Raw genomic sequence first — 20406 nt, forward strand, 5'->3', positions numbered from 1 at the left:
CTTGACCATATAACGCCCAAGCAGTCTGCAATGCAGACGGGCGATTGATTGATGAAAGACAAAGCGCTTGACGCGTTCTCTACAGACTCGAATCACGAATTTGGACGATGTTGTGTTGCGCGAGCAGCAGCGACATCCGGTCCGCCGAATTGCCTGGCGACCATAGCGAGTGTGAACCACCTGATCCCTTCTCGAACTCAGAAGTGAAACCACTCAGCGCCGATGATAGTGTGGCATTCGCCATGTGAAAGTAGGTCATTGCCAGGCACCTAATGCACGAACCCTCAACCGTATCACGGTTGGGGGTTTTTGCTTTCTGACTGTTTTCAAAGGGATTTCAGGCATGCAGCCAACCGTACGCAAGGGCTTTTACCGGCACTACAAGGGGCCGGTCTACGAAGTGCTGGATCTTGTGCGTCATTCCGAGACGGAGGAGTGGCTGGTGCTGTACCGCACCTGCTACGGCGACTGGGGTCGCTGGGTGCGACCGCACGCGATGTTCACCGGGATGGTGACGGGGCCCGACGGGGAGGAGATGCCGCGTTTCGCCTGGATTGGAGAGGACATGCCGGGCTGACGACGACTCAGGCCATGCCAGGGCACGGCGGCGCCCGTGCAGGTGCCGCGTTGCCCGCTCAGGCGTCGAGCAGGCGCATGGACAGGTCGACGGCCTTGATGTCCTTGGTGATGGTGCCCAGCGAGATGTAGTCGACGCCGGTTTCGGCAATGCCGCGCAGGGTGCTGCGGTTGACGTTTCCGGATGCCTCGAGCTGGGCGCGTCCGGCGGTGATGGCGACCGCGTCGCGCATGCCGGCGAGGTCAAAGTTGTCGAGCATGATGCGATCTGTACCCGCAGCCAGTGCCTGCTGCAGCTCATCGAGGTTCTCCACCTCGACTTCCACCATGGCGCCCGGCGCCTGCTGACGTGCCGCGCTGACCGCAGCAGCAATCGAGCCGGCGGCCAGGATGTGGTTTTCCTTGATCAGGAAGGCATCGAACAGACCCATGCGGTGATTCTCGCCACCACCGACCAGCACCGCGTATTTCTGTGCCACGCGCAGGCCGGGCAGGGTCTTGCGGGTATCCAGCAGACGCGCTCGCGTGCCGGTCAGCAGGCGCGTCAGTTCGCGCACATGGGTGGCGGTGGCCGACAGGGTCTGCAGGAAGTTGAGCGCGGTGCGTTCGGCGGTGAGCAGGCTGCGCGCGCTGCCGGTGACCTCGAACAGCGGCGTGCCGGCGGCAATGTCGGCACCTTCATCAACCAGCCAGCGGATCTTCAGTGTCGGATCGACGGCCACGAAGGTGGACTCGACCCAGAGCTTGCCAGCCAGCACCATGTCATCACGGGTGATCACCCGGGCGGTTGCCTGACGTTCCGCCGGAATCAGCTGAGCCGTGATGTCTCCGGTACCGATGTCCTCGACGAGAGCGGCGGCCACGTTGGCGGCCAGTGCGGCCTTGAGCATGTCGGGTGTCATCAGGTGATATCCGGCTGAAAAAAGACGGTGAAGTATAAATCATGTCAGGCACGGGTTTGCGCACGGGTTGCCTTGGCGTAGGCTAGTTGCGTCGTTTCAGGAACCTCCGCATGCAGATTGATGCCGAACACTGGCTGAGCAGCGCGCGCCGCTGTCCGTCGCCGCATTTCAACGAGCGTCCGACGGGCGAGATCAGCCTTGCGGTGATCCACAACATCAGCCTGCCTCCCGGCGAGTTCGGCGGGCCCTGGATCGACCGGCTTTTCCTCGGCACGCTGCCGGCATCGGAGCATCCCTATTTCGCCAGCATCGCGGGCATGGAAGTGTCTGCGCACCTGCTGATTCGTCGCGACGGCGAGCTGGTCCAGTACGTGCCCTTCGATCGCCGGGCCTGGCATGCCGGTCGCTCCGAGTACCAGGGGCGCAGCAACTGCAATGACTTTTCTGTCGGGATCGAGCTGGAAGGGTGCGACGATCAGCCCTTCGAGGCGATACAGTATGCGCAACTGGCGCAGGTGCTGCAGGCGCTGTGGCGGCGTTATCCGGACGCGTCCGGAAAGCTCGCCGGCCACAGCGACATCGCGCCCGGTCGCAAGAGCGATCCCGGACCCTGTTTCGAGTGGTCGCGTCTGCATGCGCTGATGCCGGCTGCTGCGGCACCTGAACCTGACAAGACTGGATGTCGAGGAGAGTGAAGTCATGACCCTGTTACTGGCCCTGCTGTCGCTGGCTGCCTATTTCGCCATGCCGGCGGAATGGCGCGTGCCGGCTGCCCGTCCGGGGACGACCTGGCTGCAGGTGTCGGCGCGTCTGCCGGCATCGATCGCTGTCGGTGTGAGGCTGGCGCTGATCCTGATCATTCCCATGGTGGTGCTGGGCATCATCCTGCAGGCTTTTCGCGAGGTCGGTCTGAGTGTGCTGACGCTGCTGCCGGCGGCACTGGTGCTGCTGGTGGTGTTTGGTGACAGCCAGCAGCCGGTCGCGGCGCCCGACAGCCCGGACGATGGCGACGATGATCATGGTGACGAACATGTTCCTGATGTCACCGACAGTGCCATGGTGCGTGATGCGGTCGAGGTGTCGGCCACCAATGTGCGTGAGCTGCTGCTGCAGGCACGTCGGCGCGTGCTTTCCGGCCAGCTCACCGAACTGTTCTCGCCGTTGTTCTGGTTGCTGCTGGCGAGCCCGGTGGCCGCGCTGGGCTATTACCTGGTGCGTCGTGCCGAGCAGCATCCCGAGGAGGCCGTTCGTGATCTGGCGACGCGCTGGCGCGATCTCGCCGACTGGCTGCCGACGCGTCTGCTGGCCCTGAGCCTGGCGCTGGCCGGCAACTTCAAGGACACCTGGCAGGTCATCCGCGAGCGGCTGCTGAAGCCCGAGGTGGCCAGTGCCGAATTGCTGGATCAGGCGGCGGAGGCGGCCGAGCCGGCCGATCTCGACGTCACGCTGAGTCCCTCGGTCGGTCTTGAGCAGGCGCTGCTTGAGCTCAGTGCGCTGCTGCAGCGTGCCCTGATTGTCTGGATGGTCATGCTGGCGCTGCATACCCTATGGCCTGGCGGCTGATTCCCTGTCTGCTCGGCAGCCTGCTGTGTGCAGGTTTGCCGACGCAGAGCGTTGCCTCTCCTGGGGCTCCCCTTCCTGCTGCGGCATCACCGGCACCGGCCGGGCTGACGCAGTGGCGCGATGATGCCGGTACCGCCTGGCAGCTGCCGGCGCGACTGCCGCAGCGCTGGGTGGTTCTGGGCCCTCATCTGGTCGACATGCTGCATGCCATCGGTGCGCGCGAACGCATCGTCGGGGTGCAGGATGATCATCTGCTGCCCGGCGCCCATGCGCGCAGCCTGACCGGACATCCGGTGGTCGGCTTTGCCGATCGCGTGCATGACGAGCGTCTGTGGCAGCAGAAGCCGGATCTGATCGTGTACTGGCCCAGCGGCATTTCGCCGCAGCCACTGGCGCATCTGCGCCGTCTCGGCCTGCCCATGCTGGCCGTGGAACCGACCCGGCTGGAGGACATTCCGCAACGCCTGCGCTGGCTGGGTGCGCTGGCCGGCCGGGCGCAGGCCGCCGACGCTCTGGCGCGCCAGCATGAGCGGCGCTTGCTGCTGCTGCGCAGCCAGCGCAGTGACGGACCGCGCCTGCGTGGCTTCTACCAGATCTGGCAGGCGCCGCTGTACACGCTGTCACCGGATCATCTGACCAGCCAGGCGCTTCGCCTCTGCGGTGTCGACAACATTGTCAGTGACCGCCGCATGGCCTCGCCGGTGGTGCAGCCGGAGTCGGTGCTGAGGGCGCGACCCGAAATCATCCTGGTGGCGCCTGAGCAACTCGCCGAGGCGCGCCGCTACTGGCGCCGTTTTCCCAGTCTGCCGGCCGTGCAGCGACAGGCCATTGTCAGTGTCGATGACCGGGCGCTGACGCGTCCCGGCCTGTCATTGCTTGATGCGCTGCCATCACTTTGTGCGCAAATGAAGCCATGGCGTGCTGGAGCGCGCTGACCAGCCATGACATTATCCAGATGACCGAGCAGTCACTCCCCTGTTCCTATCCGGAACAGTGGGTAGGCTGCTCTTTACCCGGCCCAAGAGGCTGAGCCCCGTCATCGGGAAGGAGTAGTTCATGGCACGGCATCGTCACTACGGCGACACCGACCACGCGGAAACGCAGGAATGGCTGGACGCCCTGGCTTCTGTTGTGGAAAACGAATCACCCGAGCGTGCGCGGCAGCTGCTGGAAAAGCTGCTGGCACTGGCTCCGGACCTGGGCGTCACCATCGATCGCCTGAACACCCCCTACGTCAATACCATTCCGCGCGAGCGCGAGCCGCTGATGCCGGGGGATCCCAGCCTGGAGTGGAAGCTGCGCTCGCTGGTGCGCTGGAATGCGCTGGCCATCGTCATGCGCGCCAACCAGAATGACGACGAGCTGGGCGGCCACATCGCCACCTTTGCCTCCTCGGCAACGCTCTACGATGTCGGCTTCAATCATTTCTTCCGTGCCCCCGATGCCTCGCATGGAGGCGACCTGATCTATTACCAGGGGCACTCGGCACCGGGCATCTATGCACGTTCCTTTCTGGAAGGACGCCTCACCGAGGCCCAGCTCGAGAACTTCCGTCGTGAAGTAGGTGGCGAGGGCTTGTCGAGCTACCCGCATCCCTGGCTGATGCCGGACTACTGGCAGTTCCCGACCGTGTCCATGGGGCTGGGCCCGATCATGGCGATCTACCAGGCCCATGTCATGAAGTACATGATCAACCGCGGTTTCGTGCCCGAGCAGAACCGCAAGGTCTGGGCCTTCCTCGGTGACGGCGAGATGGACGAGCCGGAGTCGCTGGGCGCGATTGCCCTCGCGGGCCGCGAGAAGCTCGACAACCTGATCTTCGTCATCAACTGCAACCTGCAGCGCCTCGATGGCCCGGTGCGTGGCAACGGCAAGATCATCCAGGAGCTGGAGTCGGTATTCCGTGGCGCCGGCTGGAAGGTCATCAAGGTCATCTGGGGCAAGAAGTGGGATCCGCTGCTGGCGCGTGACGAGAGCGGTGCCCTGCGCCAGCGCATGAACGAGGCCGTGGACGGCGAGTACCAGGCCTTCAAGAACCGTGGCGGCGCCTATACCCGCGAAAAGTTCTTCGGCAAGTATCCGGAGCTGGCCGAGCTGGTGAAGGATCTCAGCGATGACGAGATCGCCGCGCTGGATCGCGGCGGCCACGACCCGTTCAAGGTCTATGCCGCCTATGCCGAGGCCATGGCCGCCAAGGGCCAGCCCGTGGTCATCCTGGCCAAGACGGTCAAGGGCTATGCCACCGGCGCCGGCCAGGCCGTCAACAAGACCCACCAGCTGAAGTCGCTGGATCTGCCGTCGCTGAAGCAGTTCCGCGACCGCTTCGACATGCCGTTCACCGATGAGCAGCTGGAGCAGCTGCCGTTCTATCGGCCGGCCGACGACAGTCCCGAGATGCGCTACCTGCGCGAGCGTCGCGAGAAGCTCGGCGGCTATCTGCCGCAGCGCCGCATGAAGAGCCGCGCGCTGCCGGTGCCGACCCTGGACCAGCTCAGCACCATCACCACCGGTTCCGAGCGTCCGATTTCCACCACCATGGCCATCGTGCGTCTGATGGGCGTGCTGCTCAAGCTGGAGGGCCTCGGCGAGCGCATCGTGCCCATCGTGCCCGACGAGGCGCGCACCTTCGGCATGGAGGGCATGTTCCGCCAGCTCGGCATCTACTCCAGCGTCGGCCAGCTCTACGAGCCCGAAGACTCCGGCCAGCTCATGTACTACCGCGAGGACCTCAAGGGCCAGATCCTCGAGGAGGGCATCAACGAGGCCGGCGCCATGAGCGCCTGGGTCGCCTGCGCCACGGCCTACAGCGTGCATGACCAGCCGCTGGTGCCGTTCTACCTGTACTACTCGATGTTCGGCTTCCAGCGCATCGGCGACCTGGCCTGGGCCGCCGGCGACAGCCGCGCGCGCGGCTTCCTGATCGGTGCCACCGCCGGACGCACCACGCTCAACGGCGAAGGTCTGCAGCACGAGGATGGTCACTCGCACATCCTGGCCGCGACCATCCCCAACTGCATCGCCTACGACCCGACCTACAGCTACGAGATCGCGGTCATCGTGCAGGACGGCCTGCGCCGCATGTATGGCGAGCAGGAGGACGTCTACTACTACCTCACCGTGATGAACGAGAACTACCCGCACCCGGCCATGCCGGTGGGCTGCGAGGAGGGCATCCGTCGCGGTATCTATCGCCTGCAGGCCGCGAAGAAGGGCAAGGGACCGGAGGTGCAGCTGATGGGCGGGGGTACCATCCTGCGCGAGGTCGAAGCGGCTGCCGTGCTGCTTGCCGAAGAGGGCGTGCGCGCCAGCATCTGGAGTGCCACCAGCTTCACCGAGCTGCGTCGCGAGGCTCAGGAGGTGGAGCGCTGGAACCTGCTCAACCCGGAGCAGAAGCCGCGTGTGGCATGGGTCAGCAGCCAGCTGGCCGGCAGCAAGGGACCGATCATCGCGGCCACCGATTACATGAAGGTGCATGCCGACCAGATTCGCGCCTACGTGCCGGCGGGTCGCAGCTACCGAGTGCTGGGCACCGACGGTTTCGGCCGTTCCGACTCGCGCGCCCAGCTGCGTCGCCACTTCGAGGTCGATGCCGCCCATGTCGCCTATGCGGCGCTGGCGTCGTTGCACGAGGCGGGTGACATCACCACGGACAAGCTGCTGGCCGCACGCGCACGCTGGGGTGTTGATCCGTCCCAGATTGCTGCGGCCAACGCCTGAGGAGCTGATCATGAGCAAGCAGATCAGCGTACCTGACCTGGGGGTCGATGAGGCCGAGGTGATCGAGCTGCTGGTGCAGCCGGGTGCCATGGTGAAGAAGGATCAGGCGATTGCCGTGCTGGAATCGGACAAGGCCAGCCTGGAGCTGCCTGCCGAGGCCGATGGCGTCGTGCAGGCCTGGGCGGTCACGGTCGGCCAGCGCGTCAAGCAGGGCGATGCCTTGATGACGCTGGTGGAGGCGGGCGGGGCGAGCGCAGCCGCGTCTGTGCCGGCAGCAGCTGCATCCGAGCCGGCTGCCGAGGCAGACGTGCCGGCGCCGGTTGCTTTCATGGCGTCAGCGGCGACGCCAGCCGTCGTGCCTGAGGCGGTGACAGCCGCTGCGGGTTCGGTCGAGCAGATCAGCGTCCCCGATCTCGGCGTCGAGCAGGCCGAGGTCATCGAGCTGCTGGTACCGGCCGGTGCCACGGTGAAGAAGGATCAGCCGATTGCCGTGCTGGAGTCGGACAAGGCCAGTCTGGAGCTGCCGGCCCCCGCGGATGGCGTGCTGGTGGCCTGGGTGGTCACGGTCGGTCAGGCGGTCAGGCAGGGTGATGCTTTGCTGTCGCTGCAGTCCGGCGCCGCGCCGGGCAGCGTCCCCGCTGCTGTGGCCGCCGCGTCAGTGGCTGCACCAGTGCCGGCATCGGCCGCGCCCGTTGCACAGTCTGCGGCATCGGCCTCATCTGCGTCCGTCGCGCTCTCGCCAGCAGAACCAAGTGCTGCCACGGCGCCGTCGGGACCGGTGCATGCCGGGCCTGCCGTGCGCAAGCTCGCTCGCGAGCTTGGCGTGGATCTGTCGCAGGTGACCGGCAGCGGGCCACGCCAGCGCATCCAGAAGGATGACCTGCACGCCTGGGTCAAGCAGCAGCTGTCGCGACCCGTGGCGGCCGCGCCAGCTGCATCCGGTGGCGGCATGGCCGCGCTCTTCGGTGATCTGCCGGCCGAGCCGGATTACCGCAAGTGGGGCGAGGTTGAGCTCCGGCCGCGCTCGCGCATCCAGCGCAAGTCGGCCGAGAATCTCGCCCGCTCCGCATTGATCGTGCCCCAGGTCACGCAGTTCGACCTCGCTGACATCACCGAGCTTGAGGCCTTCCGTCTCAGTCTGCGTGACAGCTTCAAGAAGGATGGCCTGTCGCTGACCATGACCGTGCTGGTCGCCAAGGCGGTGGCCTATCTGCTGCGCGAGATGCCGGTGTTCAACAGCTCGCTGGCGCGGGATGGCGAGAACCTCGTGGTCAAGGACTACGTCAACATCGGCATTGCCGTCGACACGCCCAATGGCCTGCTGGTGCCGGTGCTGCACAACGCCGACCGCATGAGCCTGAGCCAGATGGCGCGCACGCTCGGCGAGCTCTCCGAGCAGGCCCGCACCGGCAAGCTGCCGCCGGCAGCCATGCAGGGGGCGACGTTCAGCATCTCGTCGCTGGGCGGGGTCGGGGGCACCGCGTTCACGCCGCTGGTGAACTGGCCGGAAGTGGGCATCCTCGGGCTGTCTAAAGCCAGCCAGCAGCCGGTCTGGGATGGCAAGGGCTTCGTGCCGCGTCTGATGCTGCCGCTGTCGCTGTCCTACGATCACCGTGTCATCGACGGTGCCGTGGCGGCACGCTTCACCACGCGTCTGGGTGTTCTGCTGGCCGACATCCGGCGATTGCTGGTCTGACACATGGTGTCGTGAGTTATGAAAAAAACCGGACCATGGCCCGGTTTTTTCATTCAGCACTGGTGCAGCAACTTTGCTGAGCCCATCGTCTGGTGTGACGCGTGGGCACAGCGGCGTCAGGTCGTGCGCGCCCGCCACAGCACTTCCTGGCCGCCATCCTCGCGTGCCAGCTGACGCGCCAGCACGAACAGGTAGTCAGACAGGCGATTCAGGTACTGCACGGCCAGCGGGCTGACTTCTTCCAGATCAGCCAGCGTCAACGTGCGGCGCTCGGCTCGGCGGCAGATGGTGCGCGCCATGTGTGCCTGTGACGCCGCCAGCGAACCGCCGGGCAGGATGAAGTCCTTCAGCGGCGGCAGATGCTCGTTGATGGCGTCGATGGCTTGCTCCAGCCGCTCGATGTAGGCGGCGGTGAGCATCCGGTGACCCGGAATGCAGAGCTCGCCGCCGACATCGAACAGGTCATGCTGCACATGGGTGAGCATGTCCTGCGCCGGATGCTGCTGCGGCAGCTGGGCACGCAGCAGGCCGACTGCCGCATTGGTTTCGTCGACCGTGCCGTAGGCCTCGACCCGTGCCGCGTCCTTGCGAACGCGGCTGCCGTCGCCGAGCCCCGTACTGCCGTCATCGCCGGTGCGGGTGTAGATCCTGGAGAGGCGGTAGCCCATGGTGTCCTCGACTCAGAAGGTGTATTCGATGTTGACCAGCAGGTTTCGGCCCGGCAGCGGATAGGCGTTGTACTTGCCTTCCGAGGTGCCCCACGGATTCATGACCAGGGTGCCAAAGGGCAGGCCGCTGCTGGCAGCATAGTCGTACTGGTCACGCTCGTCGGTCAGGTTGCGCACCGTGCCGGTGACGCGCCAGTTGCCCTGACGATAGCGGATTGCCGCATCGCTGCGCACCATGACAGGTGCACGACGGCCGAAGGAGTTTTCGTCATCGTTGTCGAAATGGCGGCTGCCGGTGTAGTTGCTCGACACGGCCAGCTGCCAGCGTGCGTTCAGATCATGAGTCAGCTGCAGCTGTGCCAGATGACGCGCCACCAGCGGCACATCATTGCCCTTGTTGGCGCCAGCGCTGAAACGTGCGCGCTGGAAGGTGGTGCTGGCATCCAGGCGCGTGGCTCCTGTCAACGGCGCACCGACACTCAGCGAGATGCCTTCACGACGCGTCGGATCGATGTTGTCGTTGGTGAAGGTCTCGTTGCTGAAGTAGATCTCGTTGCGCAGCCGGTGATGGAAGGCATCCAGGCGAATGTCCGTCTTGCCTGCGCGGGTCTGGGCATAGGCCGTCAGGTTCTTGCCGACTTGAGGGCGTAGTGGGGAAAACGCGCGTGGATCAGAAAAGCCGGGAAATCCTAAACCAAACCCTTCAAATAGGTCATCGACGGTCGGCAGGCGGACATTACGGGCAATTCCCAGGCCAACCTGTGTTTGCGGGCTGATCTGCTGGCCGACTGCTGCCTCGTAGAGCGAAGCCTTAAGGGTTGCATTGTAAGGAGCTGCCTTAGCATCTCCGCCACCAAATGGATCAGCGCTTTCGTCATAACGGTCCCGTGCTCGCAGCCGTGCACGAGTCTCGCGCACACCCAGCGTTACGGACGTGTTGCCGTTTCGCAGTGTCTGGTGAGCATAGATGCTCTGATTGCGTGAAGTGATGTTGAGCCTGTGGATGGCGTCTGCGTTTTCATCGGCCTTGCGGTCTGAGTCATAGTCGCTCAGCTGCAGGTCGACGCCGATCGTGAGTGGGCCGCTCCAGTTCGCAAGTCGTGCCTGCTGTTCCAGTCGTGGACTGAGGCTGGTTGTCTGCAGACGTGTGTCGATGTATCGAGAAAAAAAAGGATCAACAAAAAGGGCGCGCTGCTGCTTCTGGCGATGTGCTGCTTCAAGCACCAGCGTGGTGTCCGGACGGAGCACGGCTCGCCAGCCGACGGTTCCCTGCAAGCGCTCGGTATCCGCATAGTCCAGCTGAGAGCTGGCTTCACGCGGGCTGTCATTGAGCTGGTCTTCCCGAGCCGTCACGCTGCGGAAGCCGGGCAGACCGGTATCCTGTCGCGAAGCCTGGAAGCTGCCATACAGTGACTGCCTTTCCGTCAGGTCCAGCTGCAGCTTGCTGCCAGCTTCGATGCGATTGGCTTGACTGTTGTCACGGTAGCCATCGGAACGGCTGTGCTTGATGAACGTCTGGCCAGCGATTCGGCTGGCGGCAAACTGGCTGAGCAGTTGCGCTTCTTCCGTGTCATAGCTGCCAGCCCCAAGGGTGATACGCGTGCGATTGATGCGCTGGTCGCGGGTGATGATGTTGATCGTGCCACCGACTGCACCATCTCCATACAGCACGCCTCCGGAGCCGGGCAGGATTTCGATGCGTTCGACCTGATCCAGTGACAGGGCGCCGATGTCGGTGGCGCTGGAATCGATGTCGTTCTGACGACGTCCGTCAATCAGGATCAGGGTGTTCTGCGCCGCCGCAGGACCAAAGGCGCCGAGGTCGACAATGGCCTCCGAGCTGTTGACGCCGAAGAGGGAGCGCACCTGAAGGCCGGGAACCTGACGCAGCAGGTCGGGCAGGGTCTGCGCCGTGGAGGTTTCGATCTGCTCGCGAGAGATCACTCGCAGGGACTGGGCACCGGCTTGTTCCGTGAGTCGGCTGGCGCTGACCACGATGTCGGGCAGGGTGTCATCAACGGGGACATCGTTTGCTGACGCGATGAGGGATATGCCCAGCGCCAGCGGCGCCAGGGTAAAAGGCAGGTATTTCATTGAGGTGCTCGCTCCAAACTGTCGCCTTCCCGCAGACAGTGATTCCGGGAAAGGCCAGCACGAAGCGGGGCGGCACGTGGCGTGCTGCCCTCAACGTCGCAAAGCGCCCTCCGCGCTGGCCGTGAATGTCATCGGTCGGTCTCCGGGCTGTCTGGCTGGCTTGCGCCGAGGCCGCTCACCTTCCCATTCGGAGGAACAGTGGTTTTCGAGCGGCTTGACCAGGGTCACCGTTGCGGGGGCAGCGTCGGACTTGCACCGACTTCCCATCCGTGCGGACACGGACCAGCGTGAGCTGAACACCAAGGACGTGCGCATTGTCGGGCGTTGACAACCGCTTGTCCAACATCGTGCCCGCAGTCATGACCTCGCGAGCATGAAAAAGCCGGCGCAGGGCCGGCTTGCATCAGGGATTTCGTCGCGTGCATCCGGATGCAGGTGCTGCCAGGACGTTCAGGCAGTAGGCAGCACATACCCGGCCAGCTGCTCGCGCAGCTTGACCTTCTGCATCTTGCCGGTGGCGCCGAGCGGGATGGCATCGACAAAGACCGCGTCATCCGGGATCTGCCACTTGCTCAACTTGCCCTGGTAGAAGGCCAGCAGCTCTTCCTTGCTGACGTCGGTACCCGGTTTCTTCACCACCACCACGATGGGGCGCTCGTCCCATTTCGGGTGCTTCATGCCGATGCAGGCGGCCATGGCCACGGCCGGATGCGCCATGGCGATGTTTTCGACATCGATGGAGCTGATCCATTCCCCTCCCGACTTGATGACATCCTTGCTGCGGTCGGTGATGTGCAGATAGCCCTCGGAATTGATCGTGGCCACGTCGCCGGTGGGGAACCAGCCGTTGACCAGCGGATCGCCGCCTTCGCCCTTGAAGTAGCTGCTGACGATCCAGGGGCCTCTGACCAGCAGCTCGCCCTGTGCGACGCCATCGTGGGGCAGGGCATTGCCTGACTCGTCGACGATCTTCAGGTCGACGCCAAACACCGGTCTGCCCTGGGTGCAGAGAATCTTCAGCTGTTCCTCGGGCGACAGACTCAGGTGCTTCTTCTTCAGTGTGCACAGCGTGCCCAGCGGCGACATCTCGGTCATGCCCCAGGCATGCAGCACGGTCACGCCATAGTCGTCCTTGAAGGCCCGGATCATCGCGGGCGGGCAGGCCGAACCTCCGATGATGGTGCGTTCCAGCGTGCTGAAACGCAGCTGGTGCTGCTGCAGGTGGCCGAGCAGCATCTGCCAGACCGTGGGTACGCCGGCGGCCAGGGTCACGCCCTCGGCCTCGATCAGCTCGTAGACCGACTTGCCGTCCAGTGCCGGCCCCGGAAACACCAGCTTGCAGCCGACGGCAGCCCCGATGTACGGGATGCCCCAGGCGTTGACGTGGAACATGGGAACTACCGGCAGCACGGCATCGCGAGCCGACAGGCCCATCACGTCGGGCATGGCGGCGCCATAGGCGTGCAGCACGGTGGAGCGGTGGCTGTAGAGCACTCCCTTCGGATTGCCGGTGGTGCCGCTGGTGTAGCACAGGCAGGCGGCGGCGTTTTCATCCAGCGCCGGCCACGTGTACCAGTCCGGTTCGCCGGCGATCCAGGCTTCGTAGGCGAGCAGATTGGGGATGCCGCTGTCGGCAGGAAGCGCGCTGCCGTTACAGAGGGCGATCCAGCGCTTCACGCCCGGGCAGTGCGCATGAATGGCCTTGATGATGGGCAGGAAGGTGAGGTCGAAGCAGAGTGCCTCGTCTTCGGCGTGATTGATGATCCACGCCACCTGCTCCGGGTGCAGGCGCGGATTGATGGTATGCAGCACGCGGCCGCTGCCGGACACGCCATAGTAGAGCTCGAAATGGCGATAGCCGTTCCAGGCCAGCGTGCCCACCCGGTTGCCCTCGGGAATGTCGAGACGATCGAGCGCATGAGCGACCTGACGCGCGCGTTTCGCGGCATCGGCATAGGTGTAGCGATGGATGTCACCCTCGACGCGGCGACTGACAATCTCGCCATCGCCGTGGAAGCGCTCGGCGAAATCAATGAGGTCGGCGATGAGGAGGGGACGGTTCTGCATTTGACCCAGCATGACAGGCTCCGTGGCAGGCATCGGTTCCGGGATATGACCGATGTTTCTTGAGTACGGACCGAGTATGGCAATGCCGGACGGGTGTGACCAGTGGGTCTGTAGCTGCGCTTTGGGAGGGTTTTGCCGAGATCGTTCTTTGTTCTGACAGGCTCAAATGAAAGAGCCCGGCGGGTGCCGGGCTCCTGTTGCCTCAGGTCAGATCAGGTGATCAGAACTTGAGGGTGTATTGCACGCCGTAGATGCTGGCGGAGTTCTGGAAGGTGGCGGCGTAGCCATCTGCCGGACGATTCACGTCAGCACGCTCTTCATCAATGTACATGTAGGACACATCCACCACCTGGTTCGGTGTCAGTGCATAACCTGCACCGACGCTAGCTACACGGCGGTCGCCACTGGGCAGACGGACGCCTCGATCGGCCGGAGCTACCGGGGTGTTGTCATAGGCGAGGCCGGCACGAACGGTCAGCTTGTCATCCAGCGCGTGGCTGACGCCCACGGCATAGGCCATGGAGTCTTTCCAATTGAACTCTTCGGACTGTGCGCCGAGAAGTGAGCCGTTATCAACATCTAGGCTTTTGAATCGGCTCCACCTTGTCCAGCTGCTTGTGGCATGCAGTTTGGTTTTCTGAGAAAGGGCATGGGTAATACCAAGCTCTACACTTTCTGGTGTCGAGATGGCGGTACTCGCGTCAAACTCCCCTGCAGCCGGTCCAAATCCAACGCCGAGGCGAATTTCACCGTCATCGATCTTGTATTTGACCTTGGAGCGGTAAACCAGACCAACTTGGGTGTTTTCTGTCACGTCTGAATGCAGTGCGAGATTGAAGCCATAGCCCATGTCATCGCCTTCAATTTGAACACGACCAGCATTCTTGCCAAGGGCAAATGCACCAAGTGCGTCAGCGGGGTTGCTGCTCAAATAGGCTTCGAGCTTGTTAATGGTCGCGCCGACACCAACGGACAGTTTGTCATGAAGCTTGTAGCTCACTGTAGGTTGGACGGTCATGATCTTCACGTCACTTTTATTGCCCAGGTAGCGACCAGCAAAGCCATCGTTGTGATTGGTCTTGAGGCCGAAGCCGCTATATGCGCCAACGCCCCAGGCCCAGCCGCCTTGATCACCTGAGGTAAAGTAGCCTGATGGGATGAAAGAGTGAGGAACAATGTCGCCTTTGCTATTGCCAGTTGCAGCCAATGCTGGGGGAGCAACGCTTTGATTCTTGATCTTCGTGTCCGCATCAATGAACGACACGTTGGTGGTGATCTGCGCCTGCTTCAGCTTGTGCATGGCGGCGGGGTTGTTGTAGACCACGGAGGCATCGACAGCGTCGGAGGCACGTCCGGCATTGGCGGTGCCATTGGCGGAAACGCTCTGCTCGCTCAGCGCGAAGCCGGCGGCGGAGGCCTGGGCGGCGAACCCGGCGGCCAGAATGGCCACGGTCAGTTGATTCAGCTTCATAATCGTTACCCTCAATGCATCCATAGCTGGAAATTAGTGCAAGATTAGGTAGCCCGATTCTTCTTCTCTACAGCGCTTTACGCACACTTTCGTTGCATTCGTGTGTCTTAAGCACCAACTTCGGGCTTCCTGCACAAGTATTTAGATATCCAGAGAAAAAGTGCAAGTGCTGGAATCACGCAAATGGTGGAAAAAATGAAAAAGCCGTTGTAGCCCATGCCGGCGACCATGAAACCGGAGAATCCCCCGATAAGTTTGCCGGGCAGGGTGACCAGCGAGCTGAACAGGGCATATTGCGTGGCGGTATGGGCCTGATTCACCAGCGATGACAGCCAGGCCACGGCAGCGGCACCGAGAAAACCGCCGGACAGGTTCTCGCCTCCGATCACGGCGACGAAGACGCCGAGATCGCCGGGAAAATAGGACAGCAGAAGATACAGCAGGTTGCTGACGGCACCGATGATCATGCCGATCAGCAGCGTGGTGTGTATGCCCAGGCGCACGGCGCAGGCACCGCCAATGAAGGCGCCGGCGATGCCGACCCAGACCCCGAACAGCTTTGAGACGCCGGCGATCTCGGTCTTGCTGAAGCCGCTGTCCAGATAAAAGGGCAGTGCCATCACGCCCAGCATCTGGTCCGAGATCTTGAACAGCCCGATGAACACCAGAATGCCCAGCCCCAGCCAGCCGGCGTAGCGCTGGAAGAAATCGTGAAACGGGGCCACCACGCTGTCGCGCACGGCGCGCAACCAGGGCTGTGCGGGCAGGGCCTCTGGCGCCGGCGGTTCGCTGGCCCACAGTGTCGACAGCATGATCAGTCCGACCAGCGCGGCCATGCCCTGGTAGATCAGCGGCCAGTCGACGTGGTCGGCGAGCACGAGGGCCAGTGCACCGGAAACGAGCAGCGCCAGGCGATAGCCCAGCGTATAGGTGGCGGCCAGCGCGCCCTGCATCTCCGGCGGCGCGATCTCGATGCGGTAGGCATCCACCACCACGTCCTGGGTGGCGCCGGCAAAGCCGGCCAGAACGACCAGGGCAACGAACAGCGGCAGGGCGGTGGCGCTGGCGGGCGTGACGACACTCATGCCTAGCAGGGCTGCCGCAAGCAGGATCTGCGCCAGTAGCAGCCAGCTGCGTCGCCGCCCCAGACGCTGCAGCAGAGGCAGACGTGCGCGATCCACCAGCGGTGCCCAGAGAAACTTGAAGGCGTAGGCGAGGCCGGCGAGGCTGATCAGGCCAATGTCTTCGAGCGAGATGCCGCTGTCCTTGAGCCACACCGACAAGGTGCCGCCGACCAGCAGGAAGGGCAGGCCGGAGGCGAAACCGAACAGCAGCAGGGTGAAGGCGGCGGGCCGGGCAAAGGCGGCGCGCAAGGTAATGGCGGGCGTGTCGGTCATGACGGGGTCTCGAATCAGGCTGCGCCTACTGTAACGACAGAGCATGTGCCCGTGGACACGAGCCTCTGAAATGACTGGAAAAATTTTGCCGGTCTGCCCTTGAACGCCGGACTTCCATCCCCATCACAAAGACAAGCCGGCAATCCAGGCTGGCAACCGATTGTGCGGTACCCGTGTCGGGGCCGCAGATTCACAGCAACCATGAGGAGGTTCCGATGAAAATTCGTCCCTTGCACGACCGTGTCGTGATCCGTCGCGTTGAAGAAGAAACCAAGACCGCTGGCGGCATCCTGCTCCCGGGCTCGGCGGCCGAGAAGCCGTCCCAGGGCGAAGTCGTGGCTGTCGGCAACGGCATCATCAAGGACAACGGCGATGTCCGTCCGCTCGACGTCAAGGTCGGCGACAAGGTCCTGTTCGGCCAGTACAGCGGCAGCACCGTCAAGGTCGACGGCGAAGAGCTGCTGATCATGAAGGAATCCGAAATCTTCGCGGTGCTGGGCTGAGCCCGGTCCGCAGTCGTGAGCGTCGGTGACGCTCATCACGTTGAACCCTGACAAGAGGAATAGCAAAAATGGCAGCAAAAGACGTCAAGTTCGGTGACTCCGCCCGCGCCCGCATGATCGCCGGCGTCAATATCCTGGCCGATGCGGTCAAGGTGACCCTGGGCCCCAAGGGCCGCAATGTCGTGATCGACAAGTCCTTCGGTGCACCGCACATCACCAAGGACGGCGTGTCCGTGGCCAAGGAGATCGAGCTCAAGGACAAGTTCGAGAACATGGGCGCCCAGCTGGTCAAGGAAGTCGCTTCCAAGACCGCCGACATCGCCGGTGACGGCACCACCACCGCCACCGTGCTGGCCCAGTCCATCCTCAACGAAGGCCTGAAGTCGGTCGCCGCCGGCATGAACCCGATGGACCTCAAGCGCGGCATCGACAAGGCCGTGCGCGCCGCTGTCGCCGAGATCAAGGCCATCTCCCAGCCCTGCTCGGACACCAAGGCCATCGCCCAGGTCGGTTCGATCTCGGCCAACTCTGACACCACCATCGGTGACCTGATCGCCCAAGCCATGGAAAAAGTCGGCAAGGAAGGCGTGATCACCGTCGAGGAAGGCTCGGGCTTCGAGGACACCCTCGATGTCGTGGAAGGCATGCAGTTCGATCGCGGCTACATCAGCCCGTACTTCGCGAACAAGCAGGACACCATGACCGCCGAGCTGGACAATCCGTTCATTCTGCTGGTCGACAAGAAGATCTCCAACATCCGTGAGCTGATCCCGGTGCTGGAAGGTGTCGCCAAGTCCGGCAAGCCGCTGCTGCTGATCGCCGAGGACGTCGAGGGCGAAGCCCTGGCCACCCTCGTGGTCAACTCCATGCGCGGCATCGTCAAGGTCTGTGCCGTCAAGGCTCCGGGCTTCGGTGACCGTCGCAAGGCCATGCTGCAGGACATCGCCATCCTGACCGGCGCCACCGTGATCTCCGAGGAAGTCGGCCTGAGCCTGGAGAATGCCAGCCTCAACGACCTCGGCCACGCCAAGAAGGTGGTGGTTGCCAAGGAAAACACCACCGTCATCGACGGTTCCGGCCAGGCTGCCGAGATCGAGGCGCGCGTCAAGCAGATCCGTACCCAGATCGAGGAAGCCACCTCGGACTACGATCGCGAGAAGCTGCAGGAGCGCGTTGCCAAGCTCGCCGGCGGTGTCGCCGTGATCAAGGTCGGCGCTGCCACCGAGATCGAGATGAAGGAAAAGAAGGACCGCGTGGATGACGCCCTGCACGCCACCCGCGCCGCCGTGGAAGAAGGTGTCGTGGCCGGTGGCGGTGTCGCCCTGGTGCGAGCCATCAAGGCCCTGGAGTCGCTCAAGGGTGACAACGAAGACCAGACTGCCGGCATCAGCATCCTGCGTCGCGCCATGGAAGCCCCGCTGCGCCAGATCGTCACCAACGCTGGCGAAGAAGCCTCGGTGGTGCTGAACAAGGTCAAGGAAGGCTCCGGCAGCTTCGGCTACAACGCTGCCAGCGGCGAGTACGGCGACATGCTGGTCATGGGCATCCTCGATCCGGCCAAGGTCACCCGCTCCGCGCTTGAACACGCCGCCTCGGTTGCCGGCCTGATGCTGACCACCGAAGCCATGATCACCGATGCGCCGGAAGACAAGGCCGCCGCACCGGCCATGCCGGACATGGGTGGCATGGGCGGCATGATGTAAGCCCCCGGTCAGTCGACTGTTCGTGAAAAGCCCGGCCCGTGCCGGGCTTTTCCGTTTCCGGTCCGGCGGACGGCATGGCCCAACTGACAGCCACCTGCGTAGAATCTGCCAATGGCGGTTGTCAGCCTGAGCCTATGCTCGGGACATGCCCAGTTCACATGGAGATCATCATGGTTCCTGAAAGACCGTTCATTGCCTGCTACGTCAGCAATGATCTTCCGCATGCCATCACCGAGCTCGACCGCCGACTGCAGTCGGGCGTCAAGGAGTCGCAGTCCAAGCGGGCCGGGGAGATCATGACCGAGGCGTCCTGCGACCTCATCGAATCCCTGTTCGGTGACATGATCGATGCCCTGCATGCGGCCGAGCCGCAGTCGCCGGTGTTCATCGAGTCGCGCAAGGTCATCGACCAGATCAAGGGCACGCTGCAGCATTACCTGGGCTGGATCACCGGCTTCTTCGGCAACGAGCGGCTGGCGCCGGTGGTGACGCATTTCCAGCATTTGCTGGTCACGCTGGACAGCCCTGCCGGAGCGCAGGCCAATCTCGTGTTTCCGGTCACGCCCGAGCTGGCCCGGGAAGGGCGCGCGGCACTGACGGCCTTGCAGACCGGCACGGCAGCGGATGCACGAGAGGGCATCGAAACCCTGATCCGCTTCATCGAGGCCGGCCTCCAGCCCCTGCTGTTCGAGCCCAAGCGACTGTTGAAGTTCAACTTCGTCGTCGACAAGACCCTCAACGGTGTGATATCGATCACCACCAGTCTGGGCTTCCGCAGCTTGCGCCGCCTGGGGGAGCATCTGCCCCCGCATCTGCACAAGCCGCTGGCGGACCATCTCGCGCAGTTCCTCAAGGATTGAGCGAGACAGCCCCGCGTGAGCAGGGCTTGACGTACACTCGACGGCCTGGCGGCCGTTGCCATGCTGACACTGACCATTCCATAACGAGAGGACGTGCCATGTCCCGTTTCCTGTCCCTGCCAGCGCTGCTTGCCCTGGTGCTGCTCCCTGTTTTCTCGCTGCCGGCCCAGGCCGTCATGCCCCAGCCCGATGCCGCCCAGCGCAAGGCGCTGGAAAGCATGAAAGGCAAGAACGTGCGTTTCTGCATCTTTGACCCGGTTGGCGCCAACGGGCCGGCCATGGGCTATGCCAAGGACTATCTGCTGGAGGGGCGCAAGTGGGGCATCAATGCCGAGCTGCGTGCCTATGTCGACGAGCGTGTCGCCGCCGAGGATCTGAAGGCCGGGCTCTGCGATGCCGCTGCCATCACCACGCTGCGCACCAAGCAGTTCAACCATTTCGTCGGCAGCCTGGATGCCGTCGGCGGCGTCCCCGACAATGCCCACATGCGCGATGTCCTGCGCTCCCTGGCCGACCCTAAGATGGCGCCACTGATGATCAAGGGCAACTTCGAGGTGGCCGGCCTGATTCCGCTGGGCTCGGTCTATGTCATGGTGCGTGACCGTGCCATCAACTCCATCGAGAAGGCCGCAGGCAAGAAGGTGGCCGTGATGGAGTGGGACAAGTCCCAGGCCAAGATGGTGCAGCGCCTGGGCGCCCAGCCGGTGGCATCCGACATCACCAACTTTGCCGGCAAGTTCAACAATGGCCAGGTCGACATCATCGCGGCGCCGGCCGTGGCCTTCAAGCCGCTGGAAATCTACCGCGGCCTGGGTGACAAGGGTGCGGTCTACCGCTTTCCGCTGGCCATGCTGAGTGCCTCCATCGTCCTGCGCCGTGACCGTTTCCCGCCCGAGGTGGGGCAGAAGATGCGCGAGTTCGTGGTCACCCAGATCGAGGAGGCCTACAAGTACATCGCGCGCGAGGAGGCCGGCATCGAGGCACGTTACTGGCTCGACCTGACCCCGGCGGACAAGGCCAAGTATCTGGGGCTGATGCGCGAGGCGCGGTTGAGCATGACCGCGGAAGGCGACTACGATCCGCGCATGATGAAGCTGCTCAAGCGCGTGCGTTGCAAGAACGCGCCCGGCAGCGCAGAGTGTTCACTGAACGACGAATGAAGCCGGCGCGCGCCGTGGCAAGGAAAACG

Annotated in this window: 16 protein-coding genes, 1 rRNA gene and 1 riboswitch; of the genes, 11 read left to right on the forward strand and 6 right to left on the reverse strand. The window is 63.7% G+C overall.

What is annotated here, in order from left to right:
- Positions 1 to 152: 152 nt before the first annotated feature.
- Positions 153 to 267, forward strand: a 5S ribosomal RNA gene (rrf, locus tag F595_RS0107470).
- Positions 268 to 343: 76 nt separating this feature from the next.
- Positions 344 to 577 carry a DUF1653 domain-containing protein gene (locus F595_RS0107475; RefSeq protein WP_022956248.1) on the forward strand — a complete coding sequence of 78 codons (234 nt, stop codon included), beginning with the start codon at positions 344 to 346 and terminating at the stop codon, positions 575 to 577.
- Positions 578 to 635: 58 nt separating this feature from the next.
- Here the strand turns inward: F595_RS0107475 and nadC are convergent, their stop codons facing one another.
- Positions 636 to 1478, reverse strand: coding sequence for a carboxylating nicotinate-nucleotide diphosphorylase (nadC, locus tag F595_RS0107480; protein ID WP_022956249.1), 843 nt, complete (start codon positions 1476 to 1478; stop codon positions 636 to 638).
- 110 nt (positions 1479 to 1588) lie between these two features.
- On the opposite strand from nadC, the gene ampD reads away from it, so the two are divergent.
- The 5 genes from ampD to F595_RS0107505 all read left to right on the forward strand — a co-directional run bounded on the left by ampD (position 1589) and on the right by F595_RS0107505 (position 8454).
- The gene (gene ampD / locus F595_RS13305; protein ID WP_022956250.1) at positions 1589 to 2173 is read left to right on the forward strand and encodes a 1,6-anhydro-N-acetylmuramyl-L-alanine amidase AmpD; all 585 of its coding nucleotides are present in this window, start codon (positions 1589 to 1591) and stop codon (positions 2171 to 2173) included.
- Positions 2174 to 2177: 4 nt separating this feature from the next.
- Positions 2178 to 3041 (forward strand): hypothetical protein, encoded by an 864-nt coding sequence (locus tag F595_RS0107490; protein ID WP_022956251.1) that lies wholly within the window; start codon positions 2178 to 2180, stop codon positions 3039 to 3041.
- Complete coding sequence (locus F595_RS13310; protein WP_022956252.1) at positions 3026 to 3976, forward strand: ABC transporter substrate-binding protein; 951 nt, start codon at positions 3026 to 3028, stop codon at positions 3974 to 3976. Before F595_RS0107490 ends, F595_RS13310 begins: the two co-directional genes overlap by 16 nt.
- A gap of 121 nt (positions 3977 to 4097) precedes the next feature.
- Complete coding sequence (gene aceE, locus F595_RS0107500; RefSeq protein WP_022956253.1) at positions 4098 to 6758, forward strand: pyruvate dehydrogenase (acetyl-transferring), homodimeric type; 2661 nt, start codon at positions 4098 to 4100, stop codon at positions 6756 to 6758.
- Between the two features lie 10 nt (positions 6759 to 6768).
- On the forward strand, positions 6769 to 8454 hold the full coding sequence (locus tag F595_RS0107505) for a 2-oxo acid dehydrogenase subunit E2 (protein WP_022956254.1): 1686 nt from the start codon (positions 6769 to 6771) through the stop codon (positions 8452 to 8454).
- Positions 8455 to 8570: 116 nt separating this feature from the next.
- Here the strand turns inward: F595_RS0107505 and F595_RS0107510 are convergent, their stop codons facing one another.
- The 5 genes from F595_RS0107510 to F595_RS0107530 all read right to left on the reverse strand — a co-directional run bounded on the left by F595_RS0107510 (position 8571) and on the right by F595_RS0107530 (position 16151).
- Entirely contained in the window at positions 8571 to 9122 is a 552-nt protein-coding gene (locus tag F595_RS0107510; protein ID WP_022956255.1) for a cob(I)yrinic acid a,c-diamide adenosyltransferase, read from the reverse strand.
- Positions 9123 to 9134: 12 nt separating this feature from the next.
- Positions 9135 to 11216, reverse strand: a complete 2082-nt coding sequence (locus F595_RS0107515) for a TonB-dependent receptor (protein ID WP_022956256.1) — start codon at positions 11214 to 11216, stop codon at positions 9135 to 9137.
- Positions 11217 to 11332: 116 nt separating this feature from the next.
- Positions 11333 to 11535: riboswitch (cobalamin riboswitch) on the reverse strand.
- 131 nt (positions 11536 to 11666) lie between these two features.
- On the reverse strand, positions 11667 to 13295 hold the full coding sequence (locus F595_RS0107520; protein ID WP_026913353.1) for a 3-(methylthio)propionyl-CoA ligase: 1629 nt from the start codon (positions 13293 to 13295) through the stop codon (positions 11667 to 11669).
- Positions 13296 to 13503: 208 nt separating this feature from the next.
- Positions 13504 to 14754, reverse strand: coding sequence for an OmpP1/FadL family transporter (locus F595_RS0107525; protein WP_022956258.1), 1251 nt, complete (start codon positions 14752 to 14754; stop codon positions 13504 to 13506).
- Between the two features lie 107 nt (positions 14755 to 14861).
- The gene (locus tag F595_RS0107530; RefSeq protein WP_022956259.1) at positions 14862 to 16151 is read right to left on the reverse strand and encodes an AmpG family muropeptide MFS transporter; all 1290 of its coding nucleotides are present in this window, start codon (positions 16149 to 16151) and stop codon (positions 14862 to 14864) included.
- Between the two features lie 215 nt (positions 16152 to 16366).
- Here F595_RS0107530 and F595_RS0107535 point away from each other — a divergent pair, with 215 nt between their 5' ends.
- The 4 genes from F595_RS0107535 (at position 16367) to F595_RS0107550 (ending at position 20377) form a co-directional block, all read left to right on the forward strand.
- A complete protein-coding gene (locus tag F595_RS0107535) occupies positions 16367 to 16654 on the forward strand; it encodes a co-chaperone GroES (protein WP_026913354.1) in 288 nt (95 codons plus the stop codon).
- 68 nt (positions 16655 to 16722) lie between these two features.
- Positions 16723 to 18357, forward strand: a complete 1635-nt coding sequence (groL, locus tag F595_RS0107540; RefSeq protein ID WP_022956261.1) for a chaperonin GroEL — start codon at positions 16723 to 16725, stop codon at positions 18355 to 18357.
- A gap of 170 nt (positions 18358 to 18527) precedes the next feature.
- Entirely contained in the window at positions 18528 to 19217 is a 690-nt protein-coding gene (locus tag F595_RS0107545; RefSeq protein WP_156873840.1) for a hypothetical protein, read from the forward strand.
- Between the two features lie 98 nt (positions 19218 to 19315).
- Positions 19316 to 20377 (forward strand): putative solute-binding protein, encoded by a 1062-nt coding sequence (locus F595_RS0107550; RefSeq protein WP_022956263.1) that lies wholly within the window; start codon positions 19316 to 19318, stop codon positions 20375 to 20377.
- The last annotated feature ends 29 nt before the right edge of the window (positions 20378 to 20406 follow it).

Source organism: Perlucidibaca piscinae DSM 21586, assembly GCF_000420045.1.
GTDB lineage: Bacteria > Pseudomonadota > Gammaproteobacteria > Pseudomonadales > Moraxellaceae > Perlucidibaca > Perlucidibaca piscinae.